This window comes from Olsenella sp. An290, from assembly GCF_002159535.1.
Taxonomy (GTDB): domain Bacteria; phylum Actinomycetota; class Coriobacteriia; order Coriobacteriales; family Atopobiaceae; genus Thermophilibacter.
In genome coordinates this window covers 46,409-72,202 of record NZ_NFIU01000007.1, presented here as the reverse complement: position 1 = coordinate 72,202, position 25,794 = coordinate 46,409, and the positions used below count along the sequence as shown (strand labels likewise).

Sequence of the window (25,794 nt, the reverse complement as noted above, 5' to 3'; positions counted from 1 at the left end):
CCCGGGCGCCCCCTCCAAGGGCGCCCGGGCGCGCGAGTCGTTCCCTCCTGCGCGACCTAGCGGTCCGTGCGCACGATCCCCCCGACGAACATGCTCACGAGCGAGATGACCACGGCGCCCACGATCGCCGACCCGAGCGAGTCGATGGCGATGCCCGCGTGGAAGATGTTGCGGGAGAGGTAGCTCGCCAGCTCGAGCACGGCCGCGTTCACCACGAGGTAGAAGAGGCCGAGAGAGGCCACGGTGAGCGGGATGGAGAGGGCCTGGAGCACCGGCTTGACGGTGGCGTTGAGCAGCGCGAGCACGAGCGCGCAGAAGAGGGGCCCGACCCAGCTGCCGCCCACCGGGTCGATCCCGGGGACCAGCCAGACGGCGACGGCACAGGCAACGGTCGTGACGAGCCACTTTGCGATGAAACCCATGATGACCTCCTTGGTCTGCGGGGCTAGGAAGCGCGCCCGGCGGCGCGCTCGCCCCGGGCGGAGAGGATGCGGTCAACGACCACGGCGACGCCGCGCTCGTTGTTGGACGGGGCGCGGAAGCGCGCGTGCGGCTCCATGCGGGGCTCCGCGTTGGCCATGAGGTAGCTGTGCCCGGCGAGCTCGAGCATCTCGACGTCGTTGTCCGTGTCGCCGAAGGCCGCGGCGTCGGCGGGCGAGACGCCCACCCGCTCGCAGAGCCGGGCGAGCCCCGTCCCCTTGTCCACGCCCGCGCGCATGACGTCGATCCACACGGCCCCGCCGCAGGTGACCGAGAGCCGCTCGCCAAAGGCGGGGGCGAAGGCCTCGTCGCGGACGGAGACGGCGTCGGCGCCCGGGAGGTAGACGGTGAACTTGTTCACGTCCACGCCGTGGCGCTCGTAGAGGTCGTCGAGCGTGTCCACATAGGCGACGCTGTGGAAGAAGCGCCGGAAGACCGCGTCAAAGCCGCGGTCGCACTCGCGGACGTAGCAGGCGTCGAGCCCGCAGGCGACAGGCGCCCCCGCGCCCAGGCCCAAGGTGAACTCCGCGAGCTCCCGCACCACCGCCGGCTCAAGGAGGCTCCGGTAGACGACCTTCCCGCGCAGGACCACCGCGGCGCCGTTGTCGGAGATGAAGGCCATCCGGTCTTCGAGCCCGCAGAACATGTCGCGCAGCGTGTAGAGGGGCCTCCCGCTCGCCGCCGCAAAGACGATCCCCGCCTCGTCGAGTGCACGGATGCGCCCCTCCATGCCCTCGGGCATGGAGCCGTCGTCGGCGAGCAGCGTGTTGTCCATGTCGCACGCCACGACGCCGATGCCCTTAAGGCCCGTGTCCTCCCGATAGTCCCTCATGCGCCCCCCGCTTCCCGGCCCCCCCGGCCGCACCCGTGGCGCGCCGCCTCGCGCGGCCCGCCGTGACGCGTCAATTCTAGCCTCACGGGGGTGGCGCCCGGGCACTTTAATGCGCTAAAGTTCTGGACGAGAGGAACGACGAAGGGGGAGCAGTGCGCGAAAGCCAGGAAAACGCCGAGCTCGAGCGGCTGCTCGAGGCGCTCGTCTCGCTGCGGACGAAGGAGGAGGCCCGCGCGCTTCTCCACGACCTCTTCACCCCGCGCGAGGTCGCGGACCTCTCCCAGCGCCTCGAGGTGGCGCGGCTCCTTGCGGCCGGGACCTCCTACGTCGAGGTCTCGCACGCCACGGGCGCCTCCTCCACCACGGTGAGCCGCGTCTCCAAGTGCCTGAACGGCGATGCCGGCGGGTATCGCACGGTGCTCGCCCGCCTCTCCGACGACGCCTCGTAGCCCCCGGCGCCCCGCCCGTCCCCCAGATCTTGTCGTCTCCCGTTTCTGTCCGGTGCCTGGGGTAGGATTTCTGGCGAGAAGAACGCCGGCATTGTGAGGTCCCATGTCCCTTTGCATAGTCACCGCCTCCGACGAGCGCCTCGTCTGCCCCGAGGTGGAGCGCGCCCTCTCCGACGCGCTCTCGCGGACGGGGCGCGCGGTCCTTCTGGTGCCGTCCTTCGCCCAGGCGCTCGACGCGCAGCGCTCGCTCGCCCGGGCGGGCGGGATGGCGCTCGGCGTCACGGTGAGCACCCCCGAGGCCTGGGCGAGCGAGCGCTGGGAGGTCTGGGGGGACGGCCGCCGGCCCGTGGACGACGCCTCGCGCGCCGTCCTGGCCGCCCGGGCGCTCTCCCGCGCCGCCGCGGCCCCGGGGTCGCGCCTCGAGGCGCTCCCGGGCACGGCGGCGCTCGTGGCCGACCTCGCCCGCGCGGGCCTGCCCTGGCTCGCGGGCGTCCCGGCGCCCGAGGGCGTGACGGGGGCCGAGCGCGCCGTGGTGGGGGTGCTCCCCGCCTACGCCGCCGAGCTCGCCGCGCACGGCCTCGTCGAGGGCTGCGAGGTCATGGCCGCGCTCCCGTCCGTCCTCGCCGGGGCCGGGGCGGAGGTGCCGGCGGTCGTCCTCGCCGGCTTCTCCGAGCTGCCCCGTCCCGCGCGCGAGCTCGTCTGCGGCCTTGCGCGGGCGTGCGAGGTCACCTTCGTGGCGCAGCCCGGGCCGGCGGGGGCGCCCTGCCGCGCGGAGCGCGACCTCCGGGAGAGCGCCGGGCTCGCGGGGCCCGCGGCCGCGGCGGCCGCCCCCGCAGGCGCCCCGTCCCGCGCCGGCGAGCTCTCGGCCCTGCTCGCCGCGCTCTTCTCACCCGTGGACGAGCCCGTGCGCGCCACGGGCGCCGTCCGGGCGCTCTTCCCGGCCGGCCCCTCGGCCGAGCCCGAGCTCGTGGCGCGCGAGGTGGCGTCGCGCGCGGCCGCGGGCGCCCGCGACGTGGTCGTGGCCGCCCCCGATGCCGCGGCGGCCTGGCGCGAGCTCTCCTCGCGGCTCCCGGCGCGCGGCGTCTCCCTGCGCGCCGAGCTCTCCGTCCCGCTCGACGCGCTCGAGAGCGGCCGCGCCTACCTTGCCTTCGTCCGCTCGGTCGCGCGCCTCTCGGGCCTCGCCGAGACCTGGCCCGCGCCCGAGCCCGTGCCGGACGCCCCGCGCGCGGGCACGGTGCGCGTGACGCTGCGGGACATGTCCTGGTGGCCCCCGCGCGAGCTCTCCGACTTCCTCGTCTCCTCGGTCTCCGGCCTGGGGGCCGCGCGCGCCCGCCGGCTCGACGCCGAGTGGCGCGCCAACCGCCTCCTCACGCCCGGGGCGGTCCTCGACCAGCTCCGGTCCGAGCGCGAGGTCTCGCCCGAGGTGGCCGCGGCCACCCGCGAGCTCCTGCGCGGGCGGCTCGGGTCCGCGGCGTCCAGGCTCATGGCGCCCTTCGTCCAGGGCGCGAGCGAGGGGGCACCCGAGGCCCCCGAGGTCCGCGCCGTGCTCTCCTGCGTCCTCGCCGTCGCCAGGAGCCTGAAGGAGCTCGGGCTCACGGCCGACCCGGACGACCCCCGCCGCGTCCCCCTCGTCGAGCTCGCCTCCGTCGCGCTCGACGCGCTCGCGCGCTCCCGCGCCACCCTGCGCCTCGAGCTTCCCGTGCCGGGAGCCTCCTGCACGGCGCGCATCATGACCCCGGCCGCCGCCGCCCGCCTCGCGCCCGCCTCCGCCGACGCGCTCCTGCTCCTGGGGCAGACCTCGACGGAGTCGGCGGTCTCGGCCCCCGACGACGTGCGCTCCGCGCTTCTCGCCGCCTTTGGCGTGGAGGGGGAGCCCCACGCGATGGAGGCCGCCCGCGCGCGCTTCCTCGCGCTCGTGCGCGTCCCGCGCGACACCCTCGTGGTGGAGCGCCTGCTCTTTGGCGCGGACGGGAGGGAGTGCTACCCCTCGGTCATGCTGACCGAGCTCATGGCCTGCTACGGGCTCGCCGCCGAGGCCGGCCCCGCCCAGGTCGCGGACGCCCTGGGGGGCGCTGTGGCCTCGCGCTCGGAGACCCTCGTGCGCGAGAACGCCTCCGCCCGGGGCCGGGCCGCCGAGCGCGAGGCCCGGGAGACGCCGGCCCCCGCCGGGCGCATCGACGCCTCCGAGCGCGCGTGCGTCTCGCCCCCGCCCGAGGGCGTGCGCGCCGAGGACAGCCGCCCCCTGCTCTCGGCCTCCCAGATAGAGACCTACCTCGAGTGCCCCTACAAGTGGTTCAGCCTGCGCCGCCTGCGCCTGAGGGACGCCGACGCCGGCTTCACGGGCGCCGAGATGGGCACCTTCGCGCATCGCGTGCTCGAGGTCACGCGCGCCGAGCTCGTTGCCCGCGCCTCCGCGCGCGCCGAGGGCGACGCCGAGGCCGCTGCAGGGGGGGAGGGCCCGCTCGCCTCCCCGTCCGCGGACTGGCGCGCCCGGGCCGAGGTCCTTCTCGCCCGCGCCGCCGCGGACCCGACGCGGCGCCTGCCGGGCTCCTCGGTCGCGGATCCAGGCGCGCTCGAGGAGGCCCGCCAGGTGCTCCTCGAGGAGTTCGAGGCCCACCTCTCCCACCAGTACCAGCTCGAGCGCGGCCGCCGGCCGCTGCCGCAGGCGCTCGTCGCGCACAGCGCCCAGGAGGGCGGGCAGCTCTCCGTGCTGCGGCGCGACCTCTCCACGCTCCTCGACTTCGAGGCGGGGATGCTCCGCGGCTTTGAGCCGCGCCTCCTCGAGTGGGGGTTCGGCCGCGGCGGCGCCGAGGTCGAGTACGCGGGCGTGCGCCTCACGGGCACCGTGGACCGCGTCGACGTCGACGCGCACGGCCAGGCCGTGGTCATAGACTACAAGCACAAGGCGGACGCGGGCTTTGCCGGCGAGTACGACGTCTTTCCCAAGGGCGGCGCCCCCGCGTCCGGCTTCGAGCTGCCGCGGCGCGTCCAGTCGCTCATCTACGGCCAGGTGATTCGCCGCGCCTTCCCCGACCTCACCGTCCGGGCGGCGGTCTACCTCTGCACGCGGGGCGCCCATGCGCTCGCCGGCGCGGTCGACGAGAACGTCGTCGACAACGTCTTTGGCGAGCGCCCGCCCGCCCGGGGCCGCGCCGAGCGCCTCTGCGTCCCGCGCGCGGCGACCTTTGGCCGAGCGGGGGAGTCCGGCATGGAGGCCCTGCTCGACGCCTGCGAGGAGGCCATCGCCTCCGCGATCTCCCGCCTGCTCGCGGGCGACATCGAGGCGGCGCCCAAAGACGCCGACGCCTGCCTCTTCTGCCCGGTCCTCAACTGCGAGAGGAGGCTCAGGAAGTGACCGAGAAGAACCTCGTGCCGCGGATCGACCTCACCGGCCTGAACGACCGCCAGCGCGCGATCGCCGAGACGCTCGACGAGCCGCTCTTCGTCGAGGCGGGCGCGGGCTCGGGCAAGACCTTCACGCTCACCCAGCGCATCGCCTGGGCCCTCTCCCCGGGGTCGGGCCCCGACGGGGGCCCGTACCTGGACGGGCTCGACCAGGTGCTCGTGATCACGTTCACCGAGGCCGCCGCGCGCGAGATCAAGGAGCGCGTCCGCTCGACGCTGCGCCGCGCGCGCATGGCCGAGCAGGCGCTCGCCGTCGACGAGGCCTGGATCTCCACGATTCACGGCATGTGCCGGCGCATCCTCGCGCGCCATGCGCTTGACCTGGGGCTTGACCCGTCCTTCTCGATCGTCGCCGACGCCCGCCAGGCGGCGCTTTTCGACCGTGCCATGGACGACGTCATGCGCGCCGCCCGCGCGGACGAGGCCTTCTCGGGCCTCATCGCCGAGTTCGGCCTCGGGGCGGGGTCGCCCCAGGGCGGCTACACCGGGGCGATGGGCCTCGTGGCGCGGCTCGTGCGCGAGGGCCGCTCGCTCGTCGGGGGCCTCGCGGGGCTCGCTCCCGCCCGCGCGGACGGGCGGAGCGTGGCCGAGGCCGTCCGCGACCTCACGATGCGCCTCGAGGAGCTGGGGGCCCAGCGCCTCACGGCGGCCGCCGCCGCGAAGGTGGGCCCCGCGCTCGAGGCGATGCGCGGGCTCGAGGGGCTCTCGGCGGCCGAGCTCGCCTCGGGGGCCGCCGACGAGGCGCTTGCCGCCGTCGCGCTCCCGCAGGCCCGCGGCGCCCTCAGGGAGGCCGTCGTCGCGGCGCGCTCGGCGCTCGCCCTCGCCCGCGCCGAGCTCGCGTTCTGTCGCGTGGCCCCGCTCGCCGACGACCTTCTCGAGCTGGCGCGGCGCGTGGACGCGCGCTACGAGGAGGTCAAGCGCGCGGAGGGCGTCCTGGACAACGACGACCTCGTCCGCCTGGCGCTTTGCGCCGTCCGGGACCACGAGGAGGTGCGCCGCGCCTACGCGGGGCGCTTCCGGCTCGTCATGGTGGACGAGTTCCAGGACACCGACGAGATGCAGCTCCAGCTCATCGGCCTGCTCGCGGGGGAGGGCGCGCGCCACCTCTGCACGGTGGGCGACGCCCAGCAGTCCATCTACCGCTTCCGCGGCGCGGACGTGGGGGTCTTCCGGGGCCGGGGCGCCCAGGTGGCGCCCGGCAACGTGGTGCGCCTCGACACCAACTACCGCAGCCACGCCGACGTGCTCGCGCTCGTGGAGCGCGTGTGCACCGGGGGCGCGTCCGCGGCGGGCGCCATGCCCGACTTCATGCACCTCGACGCCAGCCCCGCGCGTCGCGACGGCTACCGCGCCCGCGCGCTGCCGCGCGTCGACCTCGAGGTCTGCGCGGGGAGGGGCCGCTCGGGCCGCCCCTCCCGCCACCAGTCCGCCACCATGGCGGCGCAGGTGGCGGACGCCCTCGCGCGCTACCGCGACGCGGGCGAGCGTCCCGGCGACATGGCGCTGCTCCTCGGCGTGACCACCCACGCCGACCTCTACATCGACGCCATCCGCGCGCGCGGGATGGAGTGCGTGGTCACGGGAGGCTCCACCTTCACCTCGACCGATGAGGTGAAGGTCGTCCGCGCGCTGCTCCACGCGCTCGCCAACCCGGCCGACACGCAGTCCGGGCTCTTCCCGCTGCTCGCGAGCGAGATGTTCGGGCTCGACGCCAACGACTTCTGCGAGCTGGGGACGCGGGCCCAGGAGAAGCTCGACGCCCCCACGAAGCGCTCGATAGACCGCGGCCTCGCCGACATGACGTTCTATGGCGGCCGCGAGCCCTCGGCGCGCCTCGCCCGTGCGCACGAGGTGCTCGCGCGGGCCCTCGAGGACGTGCGCTGGCGTCCCGTCGCCGACGTCGTGGCCGACGTGGTGCGCGACTCCGGCTGGCTCGCCCGGCTCGAGGCGGCGGGCGCCGAGGGCCTCGCCCGCGCCGCCAACGTGCTCGCCGCGGTGCGCTACGTGCGCGACCTCACCTCCGAGCTCGGCCTGGGGCCGGCCCGCGCCGCCACCGAGTTCGACGGCTGGCTCGCGGCCTCCAAGGTCCCGCCGGCCTCGCTCGCGGGCGGGGAGGCGGACGCCGGCGGCGGCACGGTGCGCGTGATGACGGTGCACGCCTCAAAGGGCCTCGAGTTCCCCGTCTGCGCCGTGGCGGAGTGCTGGGGCAACCCGCGCGGGGACGCGCAGCTGGTGACGGGGCCCGCACCCGCGGGCGCCCCGGGCCCGGGCGCGGGCGCCCCGGCCGAGCGGGTCTTCGTGCTGCGCCCGGCCGAGGCCCCCAGGCTCTCCGACGTCGATCCCGAGGAGCTCGAGGAGAGCGCGGACCGCTCCCGCCCGCTCCCGCTCGCCGCGCGCTACCTCGCGCTGCGCGCGGCCGACGACGCGGCCGAGGCGCAGGAGCGCGCCCGCCTGCTCTACGTGGCGCTCACGCGCGCCCGCGAGGCGCTCGTGGTGGGGATTCCGGCGGCCTCCGGCAAGGAGGGCGTCTCCTCCGCGCTCGCCGACGCGGCGCTCCGCGCGCTTTGCGAGGGCGCCTGGGACCCGGTGCCCGGCGTGCGCGCCGTCGACTATGGCGGGTCGGCCCCGGCGCGCATGCGCTGCGTGGTCGTCGAGCAGGAGGGCAGCGGTGAGGGCCGGCGCGTCACGGCGTCGTCGGCGGGCGAGCTTGCGGGCTTTGACGGGGAGCTCCCGGCGGACGTGGCCGAGGTCGTGGACCGGGGGGCCGGCGCGGCTGGCGAGGGCCGTGACGCCGCCTCCGACGTCGGCGATGCCGAGGGCGGCGCGGCCTTCGACCTCTATGCGGTTGACGCGCTCGCGCGGCCCCGGGTCCCCGGCACCTGGCGGGCCCGCGAGGGGGTCTTCAGCTACACGAGCGTCCGCGCCCTCGAGGCCCCCGAGCCCACCCGCCCGCCCACGCCCCCGCGCGAGGAGCGCGAGGCGCTCGAGGCGGGCGCCCCCGTGACCAACGACGCGGACCGTGCCACCAACCTGGGCTCGGCCTTCCACGAGCTCGCGCAGGCCATGGTGGAGAGCGGCCGCACGGTCGACGAGGCACGCGTGTCGGCCCAGGTCGCACGCTGGAACCTCTCCCCGCGCGCCGAGGCGCGCCTGCGCGCGGCGCTCGCGCGCTGGGAGGGCTCGGCGGTCCGGGCCGAGGCGCTCTCCTGGCCTCGCGCCCGTGCCGAGGTGCCGTTCTTCCAGCCGAGGGAGGGGTCGCCGTACGGGGACTACCTCGAGGGGGCGATGGACCTCCTCTGCACTGACGAGGCGGGCCGCCGCGCGCTCGTGGTGGACTACAAGACGGGCGACGCCGGCCTCGCGCCCGAGGAGGTCCGCGAGCGTCACGCGATGCAGGCCGAGTTCTACGCGGGGGTTCTCCTTGCCGAGGGGTTCGAGCGCGTGACGTGCGCCTTCGTCTGCGTGGAGCGAGAGGACCCGGACGCGCCCGGCGAGCCCCTCGTGGCCCGCTACCAGTTTGGCGAGGGGGCCTGAGCGGGCCTGCCCCGGCATCCCGTCTCCTTGACGCCCGTTCTCCGATGCCCGTGCGTCCGTCTTGCCAGGAAGCGCGCCGAGTGCGCGGTCCTTCTCGCCCGCGGGCGCGCACTCGGGCCCCTTCGTGTCCGTCCGGACAGGGGAAACGTCGGGTGCGCGCCGCCGAGCGCGCACCCGGCAGCATTTGTGTCCCCCGGCACCCGCACCCCCGGCACCCGCCGCCCCGGCCGTCGTGAAGAATTCCTGTGGTTGCCACCTGCGCAAACGCGGAGGTCCGCAGGTCGGGCGAGCAGGCCCCCGCCGTCCTGTGTCCGGGCAAACGGCTAGACTAGGTCCCATGAAACAGACGCCCAGCTGACGCCGACCTACGGAGATTCTTCCCATGGCATTCGTTCACCTGCACAACCACTCGGACTTCTCGATCCTCGACGGGGCCACGCGCATCTCCGACATGGTGAAGCGCGCCGTCGACCTTGAGATGCCGGCGCTGGCCCTCACGGACCACGGCTACATGTTCGGCATCCCGGACTTCGACATGGAGTGCCGCAAGTACAACGACGGCCAGAAGGACATGCACCAGTGGAGGCACGACCTCGAGTGCTTTCAGAAGGGCTGGGAGCTCGAGGAGCCGGAGCCCGACGCCGAGGACGCCCGCCCGCACGACCGCGTCCACGCCCAGTGGGCCTCCGACGTCGCCATCTGGGAGAGGACCCATGACCTCGAGGCCGTTCGCGCCAACCGCCCCTCCCTGCTCATCCAGCCGATCTTTGGCTGCGAGGCCTACTTCATCACGGACGACTGCATCGAGAAGGGCACGCGCCAGCACCGCTACCACCTGATCTTGCTGGCCAAGAACGAGACCGGCTACGTCAACCTCATGAAGATGATGAGCGAGGCGGCCTCCGGCGACATGTTCTACTACTACCCGCGCACCACCCTTGACATGCTGCGTCGCTACCACGAGGGCATCATCTGCACCTCCGCGTGCGTTTCGGGCATCATCCCGCGCAGCTACTTCGAGGGCCGCCCGGACGAGGCGCGCCGCTGGGCGCGCACCTTCCAGGAGATCTTTGGCGAGGACTTCTACCTCGAGGTCCAGGACCATGGCCTGGCGGACCCCGCGTGGGGCGGCTTCACCGACCGCACCCTCTCCGAGCAGATCGTGCGCCTGGGAGCCGAGCTCGGCATCAAGGTCATCGCCACCAACGACAACCACTACCTCACGCGCGAGGACGCCCCCACCCAGGACGTGCTCAGCTGCATCGGCACCGCCTCGAAGATCGACGACGAGAACCGCAAGCGCATGACGGGCACCGAGTTCTACATCAAGAGCGAGGAGGAGATGCGCCAGCTCTTCTCGTGGGCGCCCGAGGTCATCGAGAACACGCTCGAGGTGGCCGAGAAGTGCCGCTACGAGCTCGACTGGACCCACATGTACCTGCCCAAGTTCCCGGACCTCGACCCCGGCGAGACCTCCGAGGAGCGCTTCCGCAAGGAGTGCGAGACGGGCCTCGCGCGCCGCTACGGCGAGAACTGGCGCGAGCTCACCGTGGGCGGCGAGAACGTCCGCGAGCGCTTCGAGTACGAGTACAAGGTCATCTGCGAGAAGGGCTTCGCCGACTACTTCCTCATCGTCCAGGAGTACGTGCGCTGGGCCAAGAGAAACGGCATCGGCGTGGGGCCCGGCCGAGGGTCGGCCGCCGGCGCCATCGTGGCCTACGCGATGGACATCACCACCTTCGACCCGCTCGACAACGGCCTCATGTTCGAGCGCTTCCTCTCCCCGCAGCGCTCCGAGATGCCGGATATCGACATGGACTTCGACGACGAGCGCCGCCTCGAGGTCGTGGAGCACGTCCGCCAGCTCTACGGCCCCGAGCGCGTCTGCCACGTCATCACCTACTCCACGATCAAGGCCAAGCAGGCCATCAACGACGCCGCGCGCGTGCTGGGCTTTCCCGTCTGGCAGGGCCAGAAGCTCTCCAAGATGCTCAACAACGACCCCAAGCTCACGCTTGACAGCGCCCTGCACAAGAACGAGAAGCACTCCGACCAGTACTCGCCCGACTTCGAGGACGCCTACAAGAACGACCCGGACTCCCGCCGCATCATCGACGCGGCCCTTTCCATCGAGGGCCTGCACCGAGGCGAGGGCGTCCACGCCTGCGCCGTCCTCATCGCGCCCACGCCGGTCAACGACCACGTGCCCACCAAGGTCGACACCAAGGGCGGCGTCGAGATCACCCAGTACGAGGGGCACTCGGTCGCGGACATGGGCCTGCTCAAGATGGACTTCCTGGGGCTTCGCACCCTGACCGTCATCTCCAAGGCCAAGGCCAACATCAAGGCCAACTACGGGATCGACATCAACGTGGACGAGATCCCCTTCGACGACCCGGAGATCTACAAGCTCATGCGCGAGGGCCGCACCGCCGGCGTCTTCCAGATCGAGTCCGCGGGCATGACGTCCACGATCAAGAACATGCGCCCCACCGAGTACAAGCAGGTGGTGGCACTTATCGCCCTCTACCGCCCGGGCCCTCTGGGCGCCGGCATGGTCACGAGCTACATCAACCGCATGAACGGCCGCGAGGAGGCCGTCTCCTACGACCCGCGCCTGGACGACATCCTGGGCGAGACCTACGGCACGATGGTCTACCAGGAGCAGGTCATGAAGATCTCGATGAAGATGTCGGGGTTCTCGGCCGGCGAGAGTGACTCCCGCATCCGAAAGCCCGTGGCCAAGAAGAAGATCAAGCTCCTCACCTCTACGGTCTTCCACTGGGACGACGGCAAGGACGAGACCACCTACGACCACTGGATGAACGGCGCCGTCACCAACGGCTACAAGAAGGAGATCGCGCAGCGCATCTGGGACGACGTCCTGGAGTTCGCGTCCTACGCGTTCAACAAGAGCCACTCGGCGGGATACGCCATCCTCGTCATGCAGACGGCCTGGCTCAAGGCCCACTACCCGCGCGAGTACATGGCCTCGGTCCTCACGTCCTACATGGGCAAGACCGACAAGATCGTCCACTACGTCACGGCCTACCGCCACGAGGGCGTGGCCATCCTGCCGCCCGACATCAACGAGTCCGGCCGCGACTTCACCGCCACCTCCGAGGGCGTGCGCTTTGGCTTTGCCGGCATCCGCGGCGTGGGCGAGGGCGTGGGCGAGGCCATCATGGCGGAGCGCGAGAAGAACGGCCCCTTCAAGAGCCTCCACGACTTCGTGGACCGCATGGACACCGGCCAGGCCAACCGCCGCGTGGTCGAGGCGCTCATCTGCTCGGGCGCCTTCGACTCCACCGGCTACACCCGCATGCAGCTCATGCGCTTCGTCGACAAGACCAACCCCGAGAACATCATCGACGCCGCGGCCAAGCGCCAGAAGGTGCGCGCCGCCGGGCAGTTCTCCATGTTCGACCTCTTCGGCGACGTGGAGGGCTCCGGCTTCGAGAACACCGTGCCCGAGCCCGACGGGGTGGAGTGGGACCGCTCGGTCAAGCTGGCCCGAGAGCACGAGGTGCTCGGCCTCTACGTCTCCGACCACCCGCTGCGCCCCTACGAGTACGCGCTCACCAAGAACCGCGACTACACGATCGCCGACATCGAGGTGGCCGAGGAGGTCACCGACCCCTCCGGCGCCGTCCACGAGCGCTTCAAGGTGCCCGAGGGCAAGGTCATCCGCCTTGCGGGCATGGTCACGGCCGTGCAGAAGAAGACCACCAAGAACGGTGACCCCATGGCCATCGTCACCCTCGAGGACATGGAGGGCGAGGTCACGCTCGTGGTCTTCCCCAAGCTCTACAAGAAGTGCGCGGCGGCGCTCGCCGGCGAGGTCGACGAGGAGACGGGCGAGAGCCAGGGCGACGTCTTCGTGAAGGTGGAGGGCAAGCTCGAGCGCGGCGACCGCGGCAACCAGGTCATCTGCATGGCGGTCGAGCCGCTTGTCCTGGACGACCGCGCCAACCGGCCCAAGGTGCTCGAGGTCAACATCCCAGCGGGGCTGCTCACGCGCCCCTACATGGACAGCATGGGGCAGATCCTCGGGCGCTACCCCGGCCTCGACCACGTCGAGCTGCGCGTGGAGTCGTCCACGGGCGACGTCATGCGCATGGAGCTCCCCACCAGGATCGACGCCCGCAACATGGTCCTTCTCGCCGAGATGATCGACCTTGTCGGCCGCCAGGGCCACGTCCAGGTGGCATAGCGCCCGCCTGCGCTGCCGCTGCCTGCCCTGCAGTTGCCGCCTGCTCTGCAGTCGCCACGAATCCCGCCGAGTGCGCGCTCGCCAGCGTACACTCGGCGGGTTTTCTGTCCGCCCGGACGAGAAAAACGACGAATGCGCGCCGAGGCGAGCTTTCCAGCGCGCACTCGGCGGGATTCGTGGCGGACGTGCCCTCTCGACCCGACCGGGGAGCCCCGTCCCCGGCCCGCCCCCTGGGCCGCGAGCTCGATGATTCTGGGGGTCTGGCCGAGGGGCCGGCATCTCGGCTTAGGAGCGAGGGCATACGGGTATGAGAGAGGCAACGGGCGCAGAGGGCGCCCGACCCCTTGAGAGAGGACCCAGCCATGGCCGAGGTCAAGTTCTACCGCTGCAATCACTGCGGCAACATCGTCGCCGTCGTCAAGGACGGCGGCGTCACCCCGAGCTGCTGCGGCGAGCCCATGGAGCTGCTCGTGGCAGGCTCCACCGACGCCGCGACGGAAAAGCACGTCCCGGTGGCCGAGAAGGACGGCAACCACCTCGTCGTGACCGTGGGCGAGGTCGCCCACCCCATGACCGAGGAGCACTTCATCGAGTGGGTTGCCCTGGTCACCGACGGCAAGCTCTGCCTCAAGCACCTGAAGCCGGGCGAGGAGCCCAGGGCGACCTTCGGCGCCTGCTGCTGCGAGGGCGGCACCGTCTACGCCTACTGCAACCTTCACGGCCTCTGGAAGGCCGAGCTCTAGCGTGACGCGCCAGGGCACGGGGGCGGCGGGTCTCGGGCGACCGGGGCCCGCCGCCCGTGCGTGGCGCGTCACGGCCGCTCCCGCGGCGTGTGGCACAATGGGGGGACCAGATGGGGGGAGCGCGCATGAGGATTGCAATTGCCCAGATGACATCGCACGCGGGGGACTTCTCCGCCACGGCGGCCCGCATGGCGGAGCAGTCCCGCCGGGCGGCCGAGCGGGGCGTCGACCTGCTCGTCTTCCCGGCCCCCGTGCTGTGCGGCGCGGCGCCCGCGGCGCCCGCGGACCGCGAGGGGTTCCTCCTCGATCTTGCGGGCTGCCTCATGGGCCTCGTCGACGAGCTCGCCTGCCCCTGCCTCGTGCCGGTGCTCGCGGACGTCGGCGGGGCCACGCTGCCGGAGGCGCTGCTCTTCTCCGAGGGGGGCGTCGTCCCGGTGCGCCTGGCCGCCTACCTCGAGGCGGCCCGCGCCAGGGCCCGCGCCGAAGAGGGCGCCGACGCCCCCGGGGAGCCCGAGGGCCGTCCCCTCCCGGAGGTGGAGTTCGCCGGCGCCCGCCTCGGCGTGGCCTTCACCTACGAGGACCTTGACGACTACGACGACTACGAGTACGACGTCGACGTGATCGTCTTCCTTTCCGGCTACGGCTTTGCGACCGACGACGTCTCGAGCGCCCTCGGCAGCTCGCTCGCCGACGGCCGCTTCCTCGCGGACGCCGAGGCGACGGGCGCCTGGATCGTGGGCGTGGGCGCGCTGGGCAGCTATGACGCGCAGGTCTTCTGCGGGTCGAGCTTCGTCCTCGCGCCCTGGGGCGAGCTTGCCGCCCAGGCCCCGAGCCTTGAGGAGGCCCTGCTCGTCTGCGACCTCGACCCCTCGGCCGAGGGCCCGCTCGCCGAGGCGCTCCCCCTGGAGGTCTTCGACGCGCCGCTCATGGCGTGGGGCGCGCTCTCCCTGGGCGTCGAGGCGGTCTGCGAGGGCGGCCGGGACGCCTGCGTCGTCGTAGACGGCCGGCTTCCCTCGCTGCTCGTGGCGACGCTCGCCACCGACGCCCTCGGCCCGACCCGCGTCCGCGCGCTCGTGCCCCGCACGGGCGACGCCTCCCTCGATGCCGCGGCGGAGGCGCTCGTGCGCTCGCTTCGCCTCCCGGAGGGCAACGTCGAGCGCGTCGACCTCGTGGCGGAGGCCGAGAAGGACCAGGCGCTCGCGCACGACCTCGCCGAGGCGCGCCTCGCCTCCCTCGCGCGCCGGACGGGCGCCGTCGCGCTCGGGTCGGTCGACAAGACCGCCCTCGCGCTCGGCGGCGCCCCGGACGTCTGCGCCGCGGCGGTGCAGCCCCTCGGGGACCTCTACCGCTCCGACGTCGTCGCGCTCGCGCGGCTGCGCAACACCATCTCCCCCGTCATCTCCGAGGCCGCGCTCGCGACGGGCTCGACCCTGCCCGTCGAGGGGCTTGAGGTCGACCTCCCCTCGGCCGAGGCGCGCCTCGAGTTCGTCGACCTCGTGCTCTCGAGCTACCTCGAGTGGGAGACGCCCATCTCCGACATCGCCGCCGAGCGCGGTCACGCCGCGGCCATCGAGGCCATTGCCACGCGCGTGCACGACGCCGACGCGCTGCGCGGCGGCGCCGGCCGTCCCATCGTGGTCTCCTCGCGGACGATCGGCGAGGCGCGCGGCCCCATCGGGCTCGCCTGGCGCGACCGCGTCCGCCCGGACGTGGAGCGCGCCGCCTCCGAGGTCGCCGAGGCGCTCGCCCGCATGTCCGCGGTCACGATCGGCGAGGGGGCGCCCGAGCAGGCCCCGGACGTCGCGGCGCGCGCCGTCGAGGAGCTCGAGCGGGAGCGCGAGGTCCGAGACCTCCTGGGGTACCTGCGCGACTTTGCCCAGGACGGGGGCTTCTCGTCGCTTGGGGGCGCGGCCGACCCCGAGCCCCCGGGCGCGCCCGGGGACGGCGCGGGCCCGGATGCCCCCCGCCCGCTCTGGGACGGCCCCTTCTCCGAGAACTGAGCCTTGCCGCGCCCCCGCTTCGTGCTATGATAGAACGAACGTTCTAGTACGGACGCGGGAGGGGGTGACATGGTCGTTCTTGGGATAGACCCGGGCCTTGCCCACACGGGCTGGGGCGTCGTGGAGACGCGGGGCTCCGTCTGTCGCGCGCGGGCGTACGGCTGCGTCACCACCGTCGCGTCCGAGCCCATCGACCTGCGCCTGGGCCGCATCTACGCGGAGCTTCGGCGCGTGATCGAGAAGTACGGCCCCACGGAGCTCGCGATAGAGAGCATCTTCTTCGGGGAGAACACCAAGTCCGCCATCGCCACCGCGCAGGCGCGCGGGGCGGCCATCGTGGCGTGCTCGACGGCCGGGCTCGCGGTGGGGGAGTACACGCCCATGCAGATCAAGCAGGCCGTGGTGGGCACGGGCGCGGCGGACAAGCGCCAGGTCATCTACATGGTGAGAAACGTCCTCGCGCTTGACCACGACCCGCGCCCGGACCACGCCGCCGACGCGCTCGCCGCCGCGGTGTGCCATGCTAACGTCGTCAGAACCAGAAGCCTCGGCGAGGCAAGGAGGGTCCTCACGTGATTGTCCAGCTAACCGGCACGCTCCTCGAGGTGATGCCCTCGTACGTGGTGCTCGACGTGGGGGGCGTCGCCTTTGAGCTCGGCGTCTCGTCGACCACGGCGGCGTCGCTGCCCCACCCGGGCGAGGCCGGCGTCACGCTGCTCGCCCGCATGGTGGTGCGCGACGGCTCCATGGAGCTCTACGGCTTCTCCTCGCGCGAGGAGCGGGCGCTCTTCGACCAGCTTCGCGCGATCTCCGGCGTGGGGTCCAAGCTCGCCCTCGCCGCGCTCTCCACCTTCACCCCCGCCACCCTGGCGCAGGTGGTGACCACGCAGGACGTGGCCCGCATGGCCCAGGTGCCGGGCGTGGGCCGCAAGAAGGCGAGCCGCCTCATCGTCGAGCTCTCCGACGTGTTCTCAAAGAACGCCGAGCTCAGGGGCCTTGTGGGGCTGAGCGAGCCGGAGGCGGGGCCGGTGCCCTCCGCGCCGGGCGCCCCGGGCGCGGGCGTTGAGTCCGAGGCCGCCGAGGCGCTCCTCTCCATGGGCTTCACCTCCCAGGAGGCGGAGCTCGCGCTCGAGGGGCACGCGGAGGCCGGCGCCCATACCATCGAGCAGGTCATCGCCTACGCGCTCCGCCGCCTGGGGAGTGGTCGCTGATGTGGGAGGCGAGCGAGAAGGACCTCTTCGCCACGCCCGCGCCCGCCCGGCCCGCCGGGCCGCGCGAGGTCTCGGGCGAGCTCACCGCCGACGACCTCGACCAGGACCGCACCCTCCGGCCGCGCACGCTCGACGAGTACATCGGGCAGGAGCGCGTCCGCGAGAACCTGCGCGTCCTCATCCAGGCCGCGCGCGACCGCGGGGAGTCCCTCGACCACGTGATCTTCTCGGGTCCCCCGGGCCTCGGCAAGACCACGCTTGCGGGCATCGTGGCCAACGAGATGGGCGCGAAGATGCACACCACCTCGGGCCCGGCCATCGAGCGCGCGGGCGACCTCGCGGCCATCCTCACCAACCTCGAGGAGGGCGACGTCCTCTTCGTGGACGAGATACACCGCCTCAACCACCAGATCGAGGAGATCCTCTACCCGGCGATGGAGGACTTCTTCCTGGACATCGTGATCGGCAAGGGGCCGGCCGCCCGCTCCATCAGGATCGACGTCCCGCGTTTTACGCTCGTGGGCGCCACCACGCGCACGGGCCTGCTCACGGGGCCCCTGCGCGACCGCTTTGGCATCTCGTACCGGCTGGACTACTACACGACCGCCGAGCTCGCCGTCATCGTGAGCCGCTCGGCGCACATCCTCGGCGTGGAGATAGACGAGCAGGGCGCCTCCGAGATCGCCTCGCGCTCGCGCGGCACGCCGCGCCTGGCCAACCGCCTGCTCAAGCGCGTGCGCGACTACGCGCAGGTCAAGCGCGAGGGCACGATCACCTGGGAGGTGGCCGCCGAGGCGCTTGAGTTCTTCGAGATCGACGCCATGGGCCTCGACACCATGGACGTGCGCATCCTCACCGCGCTCTGCAGCACCTTCCGCGGCCGTCCGGTGGGGCTCACCACGGTGGCGAGCGCCGTCTCCGAGGACCCCTCCACGCTCGAGGACGTCTACGAGCCGTACCTCTTGCAGCGCGGCCTCATCGTGCGCACGCCGCAGGGCCGCCAGGCCACGCTCGCCGCCTTCGACCACCTGGGGATGGAGCCTCCCTCGCGCTAGAGGCAGCGCCGGCCCCGCGCGGGCCATGGGGCGAGGGGCGAGGCGGCGCGCCGTGGGGCGCGACGGCCGCAACCCTGAGGGCGAGGCGCCTCTCCTGACCCCTCGTCCCGGCGCCTGGCACCCATTACCGCTATCATGGGCGTGAGGCGGGTCTGCCGGGACCCCGCCGCACGCGAACAAAAAAGGAGGCTCACGTGAGCGACTTCGTCAGGGCAGAGAACGTCTTCGTCAAGCAGAGCATCGGCACGCGGGAGGAGGTCCTGCGCTTCATCTGCGACAAGGCCGCCGAGCTTGGTGCCGTCGACGACGCCGATACGGCCTACGAGGCGTTTCTGGCCCGCGAGGCCATGGGCGAGACCGGCATGACCGACGGCTTTGCCGTGCCGCACGCCAAGTCCGCCGCCATCAGGGACGCCATCGTCATCGTGGTCAAGAACGACCGGCCGATCGAGTGGCCGAGCTTCGACGAGAAGCCCGTCGACGTGGCCATCGCGCTGCTCGTGCCGGACTCCGACGTGGCGTCGACGCACATCAAGCTGCTGTCCAAGACCGCCGTGCTGCTCATGAGGGACGAGTTCAAGAACCTCGTCCACGGCACGGACGACCCGCAGGCCATCGCCGACGCGATCAACGCCGGCCTCAACGAGGACTAGGCCGTCCTGTCTTGTCCCGAGGGCCCTGCCGGCCGTGGCCGGCAGGGCCCCGTTGCAGAGGGAGGTAGCGTATGTTCAGGCAGGAGACCCAGAGCCGGGTGGCCGTCTTCTGTGCGCCGGGGCTCGAGGAGATCGAGGGCCTCACGGTCGTCGACCTGCTCTTCCGCGCGGGGATTCCGTGCGACACCGTGGCGGTGACGCCCGAGCGCCAGGTCACCTCCTCGCACGAGGTGACCATCGTCTGCGATCGCTCGATCGCCGACGAGGACTTTGACTTCGACGCCTATGACATGCTCGTCCTGCCGGGCGGCATCCCCGGCACCCCCAACCTGAGGGCGACCGAGCCGCTCTGCGCGGCGCTCCGCTCCTTCGCCGAGCGCGGCCGGCCGCTCGCCGCCATCTGCGCGGCGCCCTCGATCCTGGCCGAGCTCGGCCTCCTTACGGGGCGGCGCGCCACGTCCAACCCCGGGTTCCAGCACGTGCTCGCCGAGCGCGGCGCCGAGCTCGCTGCCGACGAGCCCGTTGTCGTTGACGGCCCGTTCATCACGAGCCAGGGCGCCGGCACGGCGATGGCCTTTGGCCTGGAGATCGTCCGCCACTTCCTCGGCGACGAGGCCGTCGAGCGCGTTCGCGCGGGCGTCGTGCTCCGCTGACGGGGGCGACGAGGCCGCCAGCCCGTTGCCTCGAAGGCCAGGGGACTGTATCCGGTGCGTGTCGGATTTCCTCCTGCGGGGCGTGGGGGGCGCGAGCGGTGCGACACTATCCCTGTCGTGCGACTGAAGGGAGCGGTCATGGGCAAGATCCGGGCATGTGTCGTGGGGGCAACGGGGTACGCGGGCATCGAGGCCTGCCGCCTCGTCATGGGCCACCCGGACCTCGAGCTCGTCATGGCCACGGACCGCAAGCAGGCCGGGACCCGGCTCGACGCCGTCTACCCGTCCTTTGCGGGCGCCTCGGACCTCGAGCTCTCGCTTCCCGAGCCCGACGCCATCGCCGCCGTGGCAGACGTCGCGTTCCTCGCGGTCCCGCACACGGCGAGCCTCGCGCTCACGCCCGAGCTCCTCTCCCGCGGCGTGACGGTGCTCGACCTCTCCGCCGACTACCGCCTCCATGACCCGGCGGTCTACGAGGCGTGGTATTCCACGCCGCACACGAGCCCCGAGCTCCTCTCGAGCACCGTCTACGGCCTGCCCGAGCTCAACCGCGCGGGCCTTGCCGCCCTCGCCGCGCGCCGCGCCGCCGGCGAGGCCGTGCTCGTGGCCGTGCCGGGCTGCTACCCCACGGCAACGGCCCTCGCCGCCGCGCCCGCGCTCGCGGCCGGTCTTGCGACCGGCGACCTCGTGATCGCCGACGCCATCTCGGGCGTCTCCGGCGCCGGCCGCTCCGCGACCGCCCGCACGCACTTCTGCCACGCCAACGAGTCCGTCGAGGCATACGGCGTGGGTCATCACCGCCACACCCCGGAGATCGAGCAGACCCTCACCGAGGTGGCGGGCCGCGAGATGTCCGTGGTCTTCACGCCTCACCTGGCCCCGCTCACCCGCGGGCTCCTCTCCACCGTCTACCTCGAGGCCGCCCCGGGCGTCACCGCCGCCGACGTGCAGGCGGCCTATGAGCGCGCGTACGCGGGCGAGCCGCTCGTGACGGCGCTCCCCGCAGGCTCCATGCCCGCGACCTCCTCCGTCTTTGGGACGGCGCGCGCCCAGGTGGGCGTGGCCCTCGACGACCGACGACGACGCACGATCGTCGCCTCGTGCGCGATCGACAACCTCGGGAAGGGAGCGGCTGCCCAGGCCGTCCAGTGCGCCAACGTCGTGCTGGGGCTTCCCGAGACGGCCGGGCTTCTCGCCCCGGCGCCTCTCGTCTAGGACCCCGACCAACGGAGAAGAACCCCATGAGTGATTTTGCACCGCTTGAGGTCCCGGCCGCGCCCGACGCGCCGGAGGCCTTCGGCTTCATGCCCTGCGACGGAGGCGTCTGCGCGGCCTCCGGCATCCGCGCCGCCGGCGTCTCGGCGGGCTTTCGGAAGAACCCCAACCGGCTTGACCTGGCGCTCGTCGTGGCCGACGGGACGTGCCCTGTAGCCGGCACCTTCACGACCAACCGCTTCTGCGCGGCTCCCGTGACCGTCTCGCGCGAGCGCGCCCTGCGCGCGAACGCCCGCGCCCGCGCGGTGGTCCTCAATTCCGGCAACGCCAATGCGGCGACGGGCGAGCCGGGCCTGGCCGTGGCCCGTCGCTCGACCGAGCTCGTGGCCGCGGAGCTCGGCTGCGACCCCGAGGAGGTCCTCGTGGCCTCCACGGGCGTGATCGGCGTCCCGCTGCCGCTCGCCCCCTATGAGTCCGGGGTCCCGGCGGCCGTGGCCGCCCTCGGCGCCGACGCCGCGCATGCCCACGACGCGGCCTGTGCCGTCATGACCACCGACACCCGCCCCAAGGAGGTCGCCCTTGAGGGGCGCGTCCCCGACGGCCGCGGCGGAAAGGTCACGGTCCACGTGGGCGGCTTCGTCAAGGGCTCTGGCATGATCCAGCCCAACATGGCCACGATGCTCGCCGTGCTCGCAACGGACGCCCCGCTCACCTCGGAGGCCGCGCGCCTGGCGCTCGTCCTTGCGGTGCGCGACAGCTTCAACAAGGTGACCGTCGACTCCGACACCTCCACCAACGACACCGCCCTGCTCTTTGCCACGGGCGCGGCCGGCGGAGAGCCGATCGGCCCGGACTCGCCCGCCTTCCCGGCCGTGGCGGCCGCCGTCAAGGGGGCCTGCGCGGAGCTCGCACGCAAGATCGCCGCGGACGGCGAGGGCGCGACCAAGCTCGTGACGGTGAACGTGACGGGCGCCGCGAGCCCCTCGGACGCCGACGCGGTCGCCCGCGCGATCGCCAACTCGCCGCTCGTGAAGACCGCGATCTTCGGCCACGACGCCAACTGGGGCCGCGTGGCGGCCGCCGCCGGCAAGTGCGGCGTCATCTTTGACCAGGCCCGCGTGGACATCGACTTCATGGGCGTGCCCGTGTGCCGCGCGGGCCTCACCGTCCCCATGGACGAGGAGGACATGCTGCGCCGCTTCGAGGCGCCGGAGATCGACATCACGGTGGACCTGGGGACGGGGACGTGCGCCACGCGCGTCTGGACCTGCGACCTCACCCACGACTACGTGACCATCAACGGGGACTACCGCACCTAGGGCGGGCGCCGTCTCCTTGGGCCGGGCCCGCCTCGGGCGCCGGCCGCACCTGCCCCTCGTTCTTCTCGCCAGCTAGGAGGAAGCTATGCAGACCCGCGACCGGCTCGAGCGCGACCGCGCGGCGTCCAAGGTGGACGTCCTCATGGAGGCGCTCCCCTGGATCAACCGCATGCGGGGGAGGACCTTCGTCATCAAGTACGGGGGCTCCGCCATGGAGGACCCGGAGCTCTGCCGCCAGGTGGTGGCCGACATCGAGCTCCTCAAGCTCATGGGCATCCGCGTGGTGCTCGTCCACGGGGGAGGCAAGGCCATCAACGCCCACGTGCGCGCGCTGGGCCTGCCCGTCACGTTCAAGGACGGCCTGCGCGTCACCGACGACGCCATGATGGAGGCCGTGCGCGAGGTGCTCGTGGGCAAGGTGAGCCAGGAGCTCGTCTGGGCGCTCAACGAGTACGGCCACAACGCCGTCGGCATCTCCGGCGCCGACGGCAAGACGCTCAAGGCGGCCCCCATCGACCCCGAGCTCGGGCGCGTGGGGCGCGTGCGCGCCGTCGACCCGAGCCTCATCGAGACCATCCTGTCGGACGGCTACATCCCCGTGATCGCGAGCGTGGGCTGCGGGCCGGACGGCTTCTACAACATCAACGCCGACGTGGCGGCCGGCAAGGTCGCCGAGGCCATGGGCGCCGACAAGCTCATCTACCTCACGGACGTGGACGGCCTCTACGAGGACGTGCGCGACGAGGGGACCCTCATCCAGAGCCTCACGCGCGCGGAGACCCACGAGCTTCTGGAGTCCGGCACGCTCGACGGCGGCATGATCCCCAAGATCCGCTCGATCGCGGAGGCCCTCGACGCGGGCGTCTCCGAGGTCGTCATCTTGAACGGCACCTTCCCGCACTCGCTGCTCCTGGAGATCTTCACGGACGCCGGCTGCGGCACCATGTTCACGCAGGACAACGCCTAGAGAGGAGCTCACATGCTCGCTGACCAGAAGGCCCCCGACACGACCCCGTCCTTCTCGACCGTCGATCCGCGCGTCGCCGAGGCGGACGCCGCCTACGTCATGCCCACCTACGCGCGGCTGCCCGTCGAGTTTGTCTCCGGACACGACGCCACGCTCGTCGACTCCACCGGCAGGGAGTACCTCGACCTGCTCGGCGGGATCGGCTGCACGAGCCTCGGGCACGCCAACCCCATCGTGTCCGACGCCATCCAGGGGCAGCTCGGCCGCGTCTGGCAGACCGGCAACTACTTCTATGACGAGAAGCGCACCCGCCTTGCGGCCGCGCTCTCCACGCTGCTCTCCACCACCACCGACGAGGGCGGGCACGTCATGGGCTCCACGGGCACCCGCTGGAAGACCTTCTTCTCCAACTCCGGCGCCGAGGCCAACGAGGGCGCGATCAAGGTGGCCCGCCGCTGGGGCGAGCGGCGCCTCGACGGCGCGCACGTCATCGTGACCGCGCGCCAGAGCTTTCACGGCCGCACCCTGGCGACGCTCGCGGCGACGGGGCAGGACAAGTTCCACCGGAGCTTCCGGCCGCTGCCGGAGGGCTTCGAGTCCGTGGCGCTGAACGACATCTACGCGCTGCGCGAGCGCGTGGAGCGCGGCGGGGTGTGCGCCGTCATGCTCGAGTGCGTGCAGGGGGAGGGCGGCGTCTGGAACGCCGAGTACGACTACCTGCGCGACGTGCGCGAGCTCTGCGACGAGAGGGGAATCCTCCTCATGTGCGACGAGGTCCAGACGGGCTTTTACCGCTGCGGCTCGCCGTTCTGCTTCCAGCGCTCCGGGATCGAGCCGGACGTGGTCTCCATGGCCAAGGGCATCGCCGACGGCTTCCCCATGGGCGCCGTCGCCGCGCGCGCCGAGGCGGCCGACCTGCTCGCTCCGGGCGACCACGGCTCCACCTTCGGCGGCAGCCCGCTCGCCTGCGCGGCGGGCCTCGCCTGCGTGAGCGCGCTTGCCGAGCTCGGGATCGGAGAGCACGTGCTGTCCGTGGGGCGCCACCTGCGCCACCGCCTCTCGACGCTGCCGCACGTCGTCGAGGTGCGCGGGCACGGCCTCATGCGCGGCGCCCAGCTCGACGTGCCGATCGCTTCCGCGCTCGTGGAGGAGGGCCTTGCCGCCGGCCTCGTGCTCAACCACATCGGCGACTCCATCCTGCGCTTCCTCCCGCCGCTCGTGATCACCCGCGCGGAGGTCGACGAGGCCTGCGACCGCCTCGCCGCCCTGATCGAGCGCCTGGCGTAGCCCGCCGCCGGGCCCGGACGCCCCGCGCGGCGCCCGGGCCCGCGTCCTTCTCGCGGGGCGGGGCCTGCGCGTTCTTCTCGCCCGGCGGGGCCTGCGCCATACGTAAACGGGGATTGTCGGACATTCCGGTTTACGCATGGAAAACTTCAAACTACCGGATGCGTAGCTTCGGAAAAGGGTGACAAATGCCCCCAAATCCCAAGTTACGCATGACGAGAAGAACGCGTAAACCCGAGTTTCTGTAATCGCCGATTACGCATCCTGCTCCTGCCAGCGCCACGACGCCGGGCGGAGCAGGGAGAGAAGGACGCCGCGCGCCGCGCTGGCGTCGGGGTCGTTGAGGCACCGGCGCTTCCTCCGCAGAAACGACGCGCCCTCGTACGGCGCGAACTTCCCGACGAGCTGGGCGAGAAACGCCCGGACGGACCGCTCGCTGCGCGCGTCCTTTTTGGTCACGGGGAAGTAGTCGATCCCGCACAGCTCGTAGTCCCGCGCCCGGTCGCAGTCCTCGGCGAGCGCTTTCTCGCTCGTATGGTCCTTCCCCTGATGTTCGCAGGCCGCGTGGTAGGCCGCCCAGTAGAAGTCCGGGCGCATGGTCTGGTGGCTGACGAGCTCGCTCACCTCCGCCGGCCACGCGAGGGGAACGTTCTGGAGGGGGCGCCTGAGGTGCAGGCCGCCGAGGCGCGGGGGCAGGCAGAAGACGTGGTACCACAGCGTTTCCATGGCCGAGCCCGACCCGTCGTTGGCGTATCCCGCCGCCATCTGCGCGAGCGTGCGGCCGTGGAGGCCGTGGGCGGACGCGAGAAAGGACGCGACCTCGGTGACGGAAGAGACGGGGGCAAGGTCGTAGAGGACCTCGCCCGACGCGGGATGGTGGGGGTCGCGCGCGTAGGAGCCGCAGAGCTCCATGAGAAATCCGCTCAGACGGACGATCGCTGCGCTTCTGGTGAGGCGCCTCGCGCGCACCATGCGCCCGAGGGTCTGGGCGGCGCTCAGAAGCGAGAGCCCGGGCGACTCGACGAAGACGCGCGCGGGCTCGTCGCCCTCGGGAGAGAGCGGGTCACCCGTGGTCCGGACGACCTCCAGGTACGAGCCGTCCGGCAGTCGGCCGAGGTTGGGGATGGACCGGACGGTGGCGCACTGGCTCCGGGACGCGTCGTCCCAGAAGCGCAGGGAGACGGGATGCGCGCGCGAGGGCGCGAGGAGCCCCTCGGGAAGAGCGCGGGCCAGGGTGCGCGCGTCGATGTGCCCGTGGTCGCGGCCGAGCTCGCGCGGTCCGGCCCTGACCAGCGCGAGGCCGCCCTCCCTTCGGGCGTGGCGCAACAGCTTGAGCGAATCCTCGTGTGCGAGGAAGATGTCCATGGCCCCCCTTTCCTCCCGGTGGCCGGAGGCTAGCAGACGAGGGGCTCACACGGCTTCCGCCCCGGTGACCGGGCGCGGGCGCATGGCTTTCGGCCGTGAGCCGCCCGCGCGCCATCGGCGAGGTGGGACGCGGGCGAGAAGAACGCGGCCCGAGCGCTCGCGATCGCAAAGCGTGCGCGTCTCCACACGACCTGCATCTCGGGCGCACGGTCGCGCCGGGTCATCGGGGGAGACGCGCGCTTTGCCGTCCTCACAGGGACCTGCGGGTTCTTCTCGCCCGCGCGGGGGGGTGCTGCATACGTAAACGAGGATTGTCGGACATTCTGGTTTGCGCGTGATAAATTTCAAACTACCGGATGCGTAGCGCGAGAAAACCGTGCATTTTGATGGGAAATCCCCGTTTACGCATCCTCAGG

At 72.5% G+C, this 25,794-nt stretch carries 18 protein-coding genes; 15 read left to right on the top strand and 3 right to left on the bottom strand.

Annotated elements, in window-relative coordinates; translation table 11 throughout:
- Nucleotides 1-56: 56 nt before the first annotated feature.
- Both B5F84_RS05715 and B5F84_RS05710 read right to left on the bottom strand, forming a co-directional pair.
- Nucleotides 57-422 carry a phage holin family protein gene (locus B5F84_RS05715; RefSeq protein ID WP_087321755.1) on the bottom strand — a complete coding sequence of 122 codons (366 nt, stop codon included), beginning with the start codon at nt 420-422 and terminating at the stop codon, nt 57-59.
- 23 nt (nt 423-445) lie between these two features.
- Entirely contained in the window at nt 446-1,312 is an 867-nt protein-coding gene (locus B5F84_RS05710; RefSeq protein WP_087321752.1) for an HAD family hydrolase, read from the bottom strand.
- A 152-nt stretch (nt 1,313-1,464) separates the two neighbouring features.
- Here B5F84_RS05710 and B5F84_RS05705 point away from each other — a divergent pair, with 152 nt between their 5' ends.
- The 15 genes from B5F84_RS05705 (at nt 1,465) to B5F84_RS05635 (ending at nt 24,016) form a co-directional block, all read left to right on the top strand.
- Nucleotides 1,465-1,761 (top strand): YerC/YecD family TrpR-related protein, encoded by a 297-nt coding sequence (locus tag B5F84_RS05705; RefSeq protein WP_087321750.1) that lies wholly within the window; start codon nt 1,465-1,467, stop codon nt 1,759-1,761.
- Between the two features lie 103 nt (nt 1,762-1,864).
- Nucleotides 1,865-5,116 (top strand): PD-(D/E)XK nuclease family protein, encoded by a 3,252-nt coding sequence (locus B5F84_RS09770; protein ID WP_087321748.1) that lies wholly within the window; start codon nt 1,865-1,867, stop codon nt 5,114-5,116.
- Nucleotides 5,113-8,700 carry a UvrD-helicase domain-containing protein gene (locus B5F84_RS05695; protein ID WP_158094496.1) on the top strand — a complete coding sequence of 1,196 codons (3,588 nt, stop codon included), beginning with the start codon at nt 5,113-5,115 and terminating at the stop codon, nt 8,698-8,700. Before B5F84_RS09770 ends, B5F84_RS05695 begins: the two co-directional genes overlap by 4 nt.
- Nucleotides 8,701-9,082: 382 nt before the next feature.
- Entirely contained in the window at nt 9,083-12,913 is a 3,831-nt protein-coding gene (gene dnaE, locus B5F84_RS05690) for a DNA polymerase III subunit alpha (RefSeq protein ID WP_087321744.1), read from the top strand.
- Between the two features lie 362 nt (nt 12,914-13,275).
- On the top strand, nt 13,276-13,656 hold the full coding sequence (locus B5F84_RS05685) for a desulfoferrodoxin (RefSeq protein WP_087321742.1): 381 nt from the start codon (nt 13,276-13,278) through the stop codon (nt 13,654-13,656).
- A 125-nt stretch (nt 13,657-13,781) separates the two neighbouring features.
- Nucleotides 13,782-15,656 (top strand): hypothetical protein, encoded by a 1,875-nt coding sequence (locus B5F84_RS05680; RefSeq protein WP_087321740.1) that lies wholly within the window; start codon nt 13,782-13,784, stop codon nt 15,654-15,656.
- A 69-nt stretch (nt 15,657-15,725) separates the two neighbouring features.
- Entirely contained in the window at nt 15,726-16,232 is a 507-nt protein-coding gene (gene ruvC, locus B5F84_RS05675; protein WP_087321738.1) for a crossover junction endodeoxyribonuclease RuvC, read from the top strand.
- Complete coding sequence (ruvA, locus tag B5F84_RS05670) at nt 16,229-16,867, top strand: Holliday junction branch migration protein RuvA (protein ID WP_087321736.1); 639 nt, start codon at nt 16,229-16,231, stop codon at nt 16,865-16,867. The genes ruvC and ruvA overlap by 4 nt, the downstream gene beginning before the upstream one ends.
- On the top strand, nt 16,867-17,922 hold the full coding sequence (gene ruvB, locus B5F84_RS05665; RefSeq protein ID WP_087321734.1) for a Holliday junction branch migration DNA helicase RuvB: 1,056 nt from the start codon (nt 16,867-16,869) through the stop codon (nt 17,920-17,922). The genes ruvA and ruvB overlap by 1 nt, the downstream gene beginning before the upstream one ends.
- A 194-nt stretch (nt 17,923-18,116) precedes the next feature.
- Entirely contained in the window at nt 18,117-18,575 is a 459-nt protein-coding gene (locus tag B5F84_RS05660) for a PTS sugar transporter subunit IIA (protein ID WP_087321733.1), read from the top strand.
- 71 nt (nt 18,576-18,646) lie between these two features.
- Entirely contained in the window at nt 18,647-19,228 is a 582-nt protein-coding gene (locus B5F84_RS05655) for a DJ-1 family glyoxalase III (protein WP_087321731.1), read from the top strand.
- A gap of 138 nt (nt 19,229-19,366) precedes the next feature.
- The gene (argC, locus tag B5F84_RS05650; protein WP_087321729.1) at nt 19,367-20,443 is read left to right on the top strand and encodes an N-acetyl-gamma-glutamyl-phosphate reductase; all 1,077 of its coding nucleotides are present in this window, start codon (nt 19,367-19,369) and stop codon (nt 20,441-20,443) included.
- Between the two features lie 26 nt (nt 20,444-20,469).
- Nucleotides 20,470-21,762, top strand: coding sequence for a bifunctional glutamate N-acetyltransferase/amino-acid acetyltransferase ArgJ (argJ, locus tag B5F84_RS05645; protein WP_239378273.1), 1,293 nt, complete (start codon nt 20,470-20,472; stop codon nt 21,760-21,762).
- An 85-nt stretch (nt 21,763-21,847) separates the two neighbouring features.
- Nucleotides 21,848-22,729, top strand: coding sequence for an acetylglutamate kinase (gene argB, locus B5F84_RS05640; RefSeq protein ID WP_087321727.1), 882 nt, complete (start codon nt 21,848-21,850; stop codon nt 22,727-22,729).
- Nucleotides 22,730-22,741: 12 nt separating this feature from the next.
- On the top strand, nt 22,742-24,016 hold the full coding sequence (locus tag B5F84_RS05635) for an aminotransferase class III-fold pyridoxal phosphate-dependent enzyme (protein WP_239378272.1): 1,275 nt from the start codon (nt 22,742-22,744) through the stop codon (nt 24,014-24,016).
- A gap of 252 nt (nt 24,017-24,268) precedes the next feature.
- Here B5F84_RS05635 and B5F84_RS05630 read toward each other — a convergent pair whose 3' ends face one another.
- The gene (locus tag B5F84_RS05630; RefSeq protein WP_087321725.1) at nt 24,269-25,378 is read right to left on the bottom strand and encodes a hypothetical protein; all 1,110 of its coding nucleotides are present in this window, start codon (nt 25,376-25,378) and stop codon (nt 24,269-24,271) included.
- Nucleotides 25,379-25,794 lie beyond the last annotated feature (416 nt).

Coding starts and splice junctions, on each gene's coding strand:
- argJ (WP_239378273.1), top strand. CDS start 20,470: ATGAGTGATTTTGCACCGCTTGAGGTCCCGGCCGCGCCCGACGCGCCG.
- ruvB (WP_087321734.1), top strand. CDS start 16,867: ATGTGGGAGGCGAGCGAGAAGGACCTCTTCGCCACGCCCGCGCCCGCC.
- B5F84_RS05685 (WP_087321742.1), top strand. CDS start 13,276: ATGGCCGAGGTCAAGTTCTACCGCTGCAATCACTGCGGCAACATCGTC.
- dnaE (WP_087321744.1), top strand. CDS start 9,083: ATGGCATTCGTTCACCTGCACAACCACTCGGACTTCTCGATCCTCGAC.
- B5F84_RS05715 (WP_087321755.1), bottom strand. CDS start 422: ATGGGTTTCATCGCAAAGTGGCTCGTCACGACCGTTGCCTGTGCCGTC.
- B5F84_RS05655 (WP_087321731.1), top strand. CDS start 18,647: ATGTTCAGGCAGGAGACCCAGAGCCGGGTGGCCGTCTTCTGTGCGCCG.
- argC (WP_087321729.1), top strand. CDS start 19,367: ATGGGCAAGATCCGGGCATGTGTCGTGGGGGCAACGGGGTACGCGGGC.
- ruvC (WP_087321738.1), top strand. CDS start 15,726: ATGGTCGTTCTTGGGATAGACCCGGGCCTTGCCCACACGGGCTGGGGC.
- B5F84_RS05630 (WP_087321725.1), bottom strand. CDS start 25,378: ATGGACATCTTCCTCGCACACGAGGATTCGCTCAAGCTGTTGCGCCAC.
- B5F84_RS09770 (WP_087321748.1), top strand. CDS start 1,865: ATGTCCCTTTGCATAGTCACCGCCTCCGACGAGCGCCTCGTCTGCCCC.
- B5F84_RS05680 (WP_087321740.1), top strand. CDS start 13,782: ATGAGGATTGCAATTGCCCAGATGACATCGCACGCGGGGGACTTCTCC.
- B5F84_RS05635 (WP_239378272.1), top strand. CDS start 22,742: ATGCTCGCTGACCAGAAGGCCCCCGACACGACCCCGTCCTTCTCGACC.
- B5F84_RS05710 (WP_087321752.1), bottom strand. CDS start 1,312: ATGAGGGACTATCGGGAGGACACGGGCCTTAAGGGCATCGGCGTCGTG.
- argB (WP_087321727.1), top strand. CDS start 21,848: ATGCAGACCCGCGACCGGCTCGAGCGCGACCGCGCGGCGTCCAAGGTG.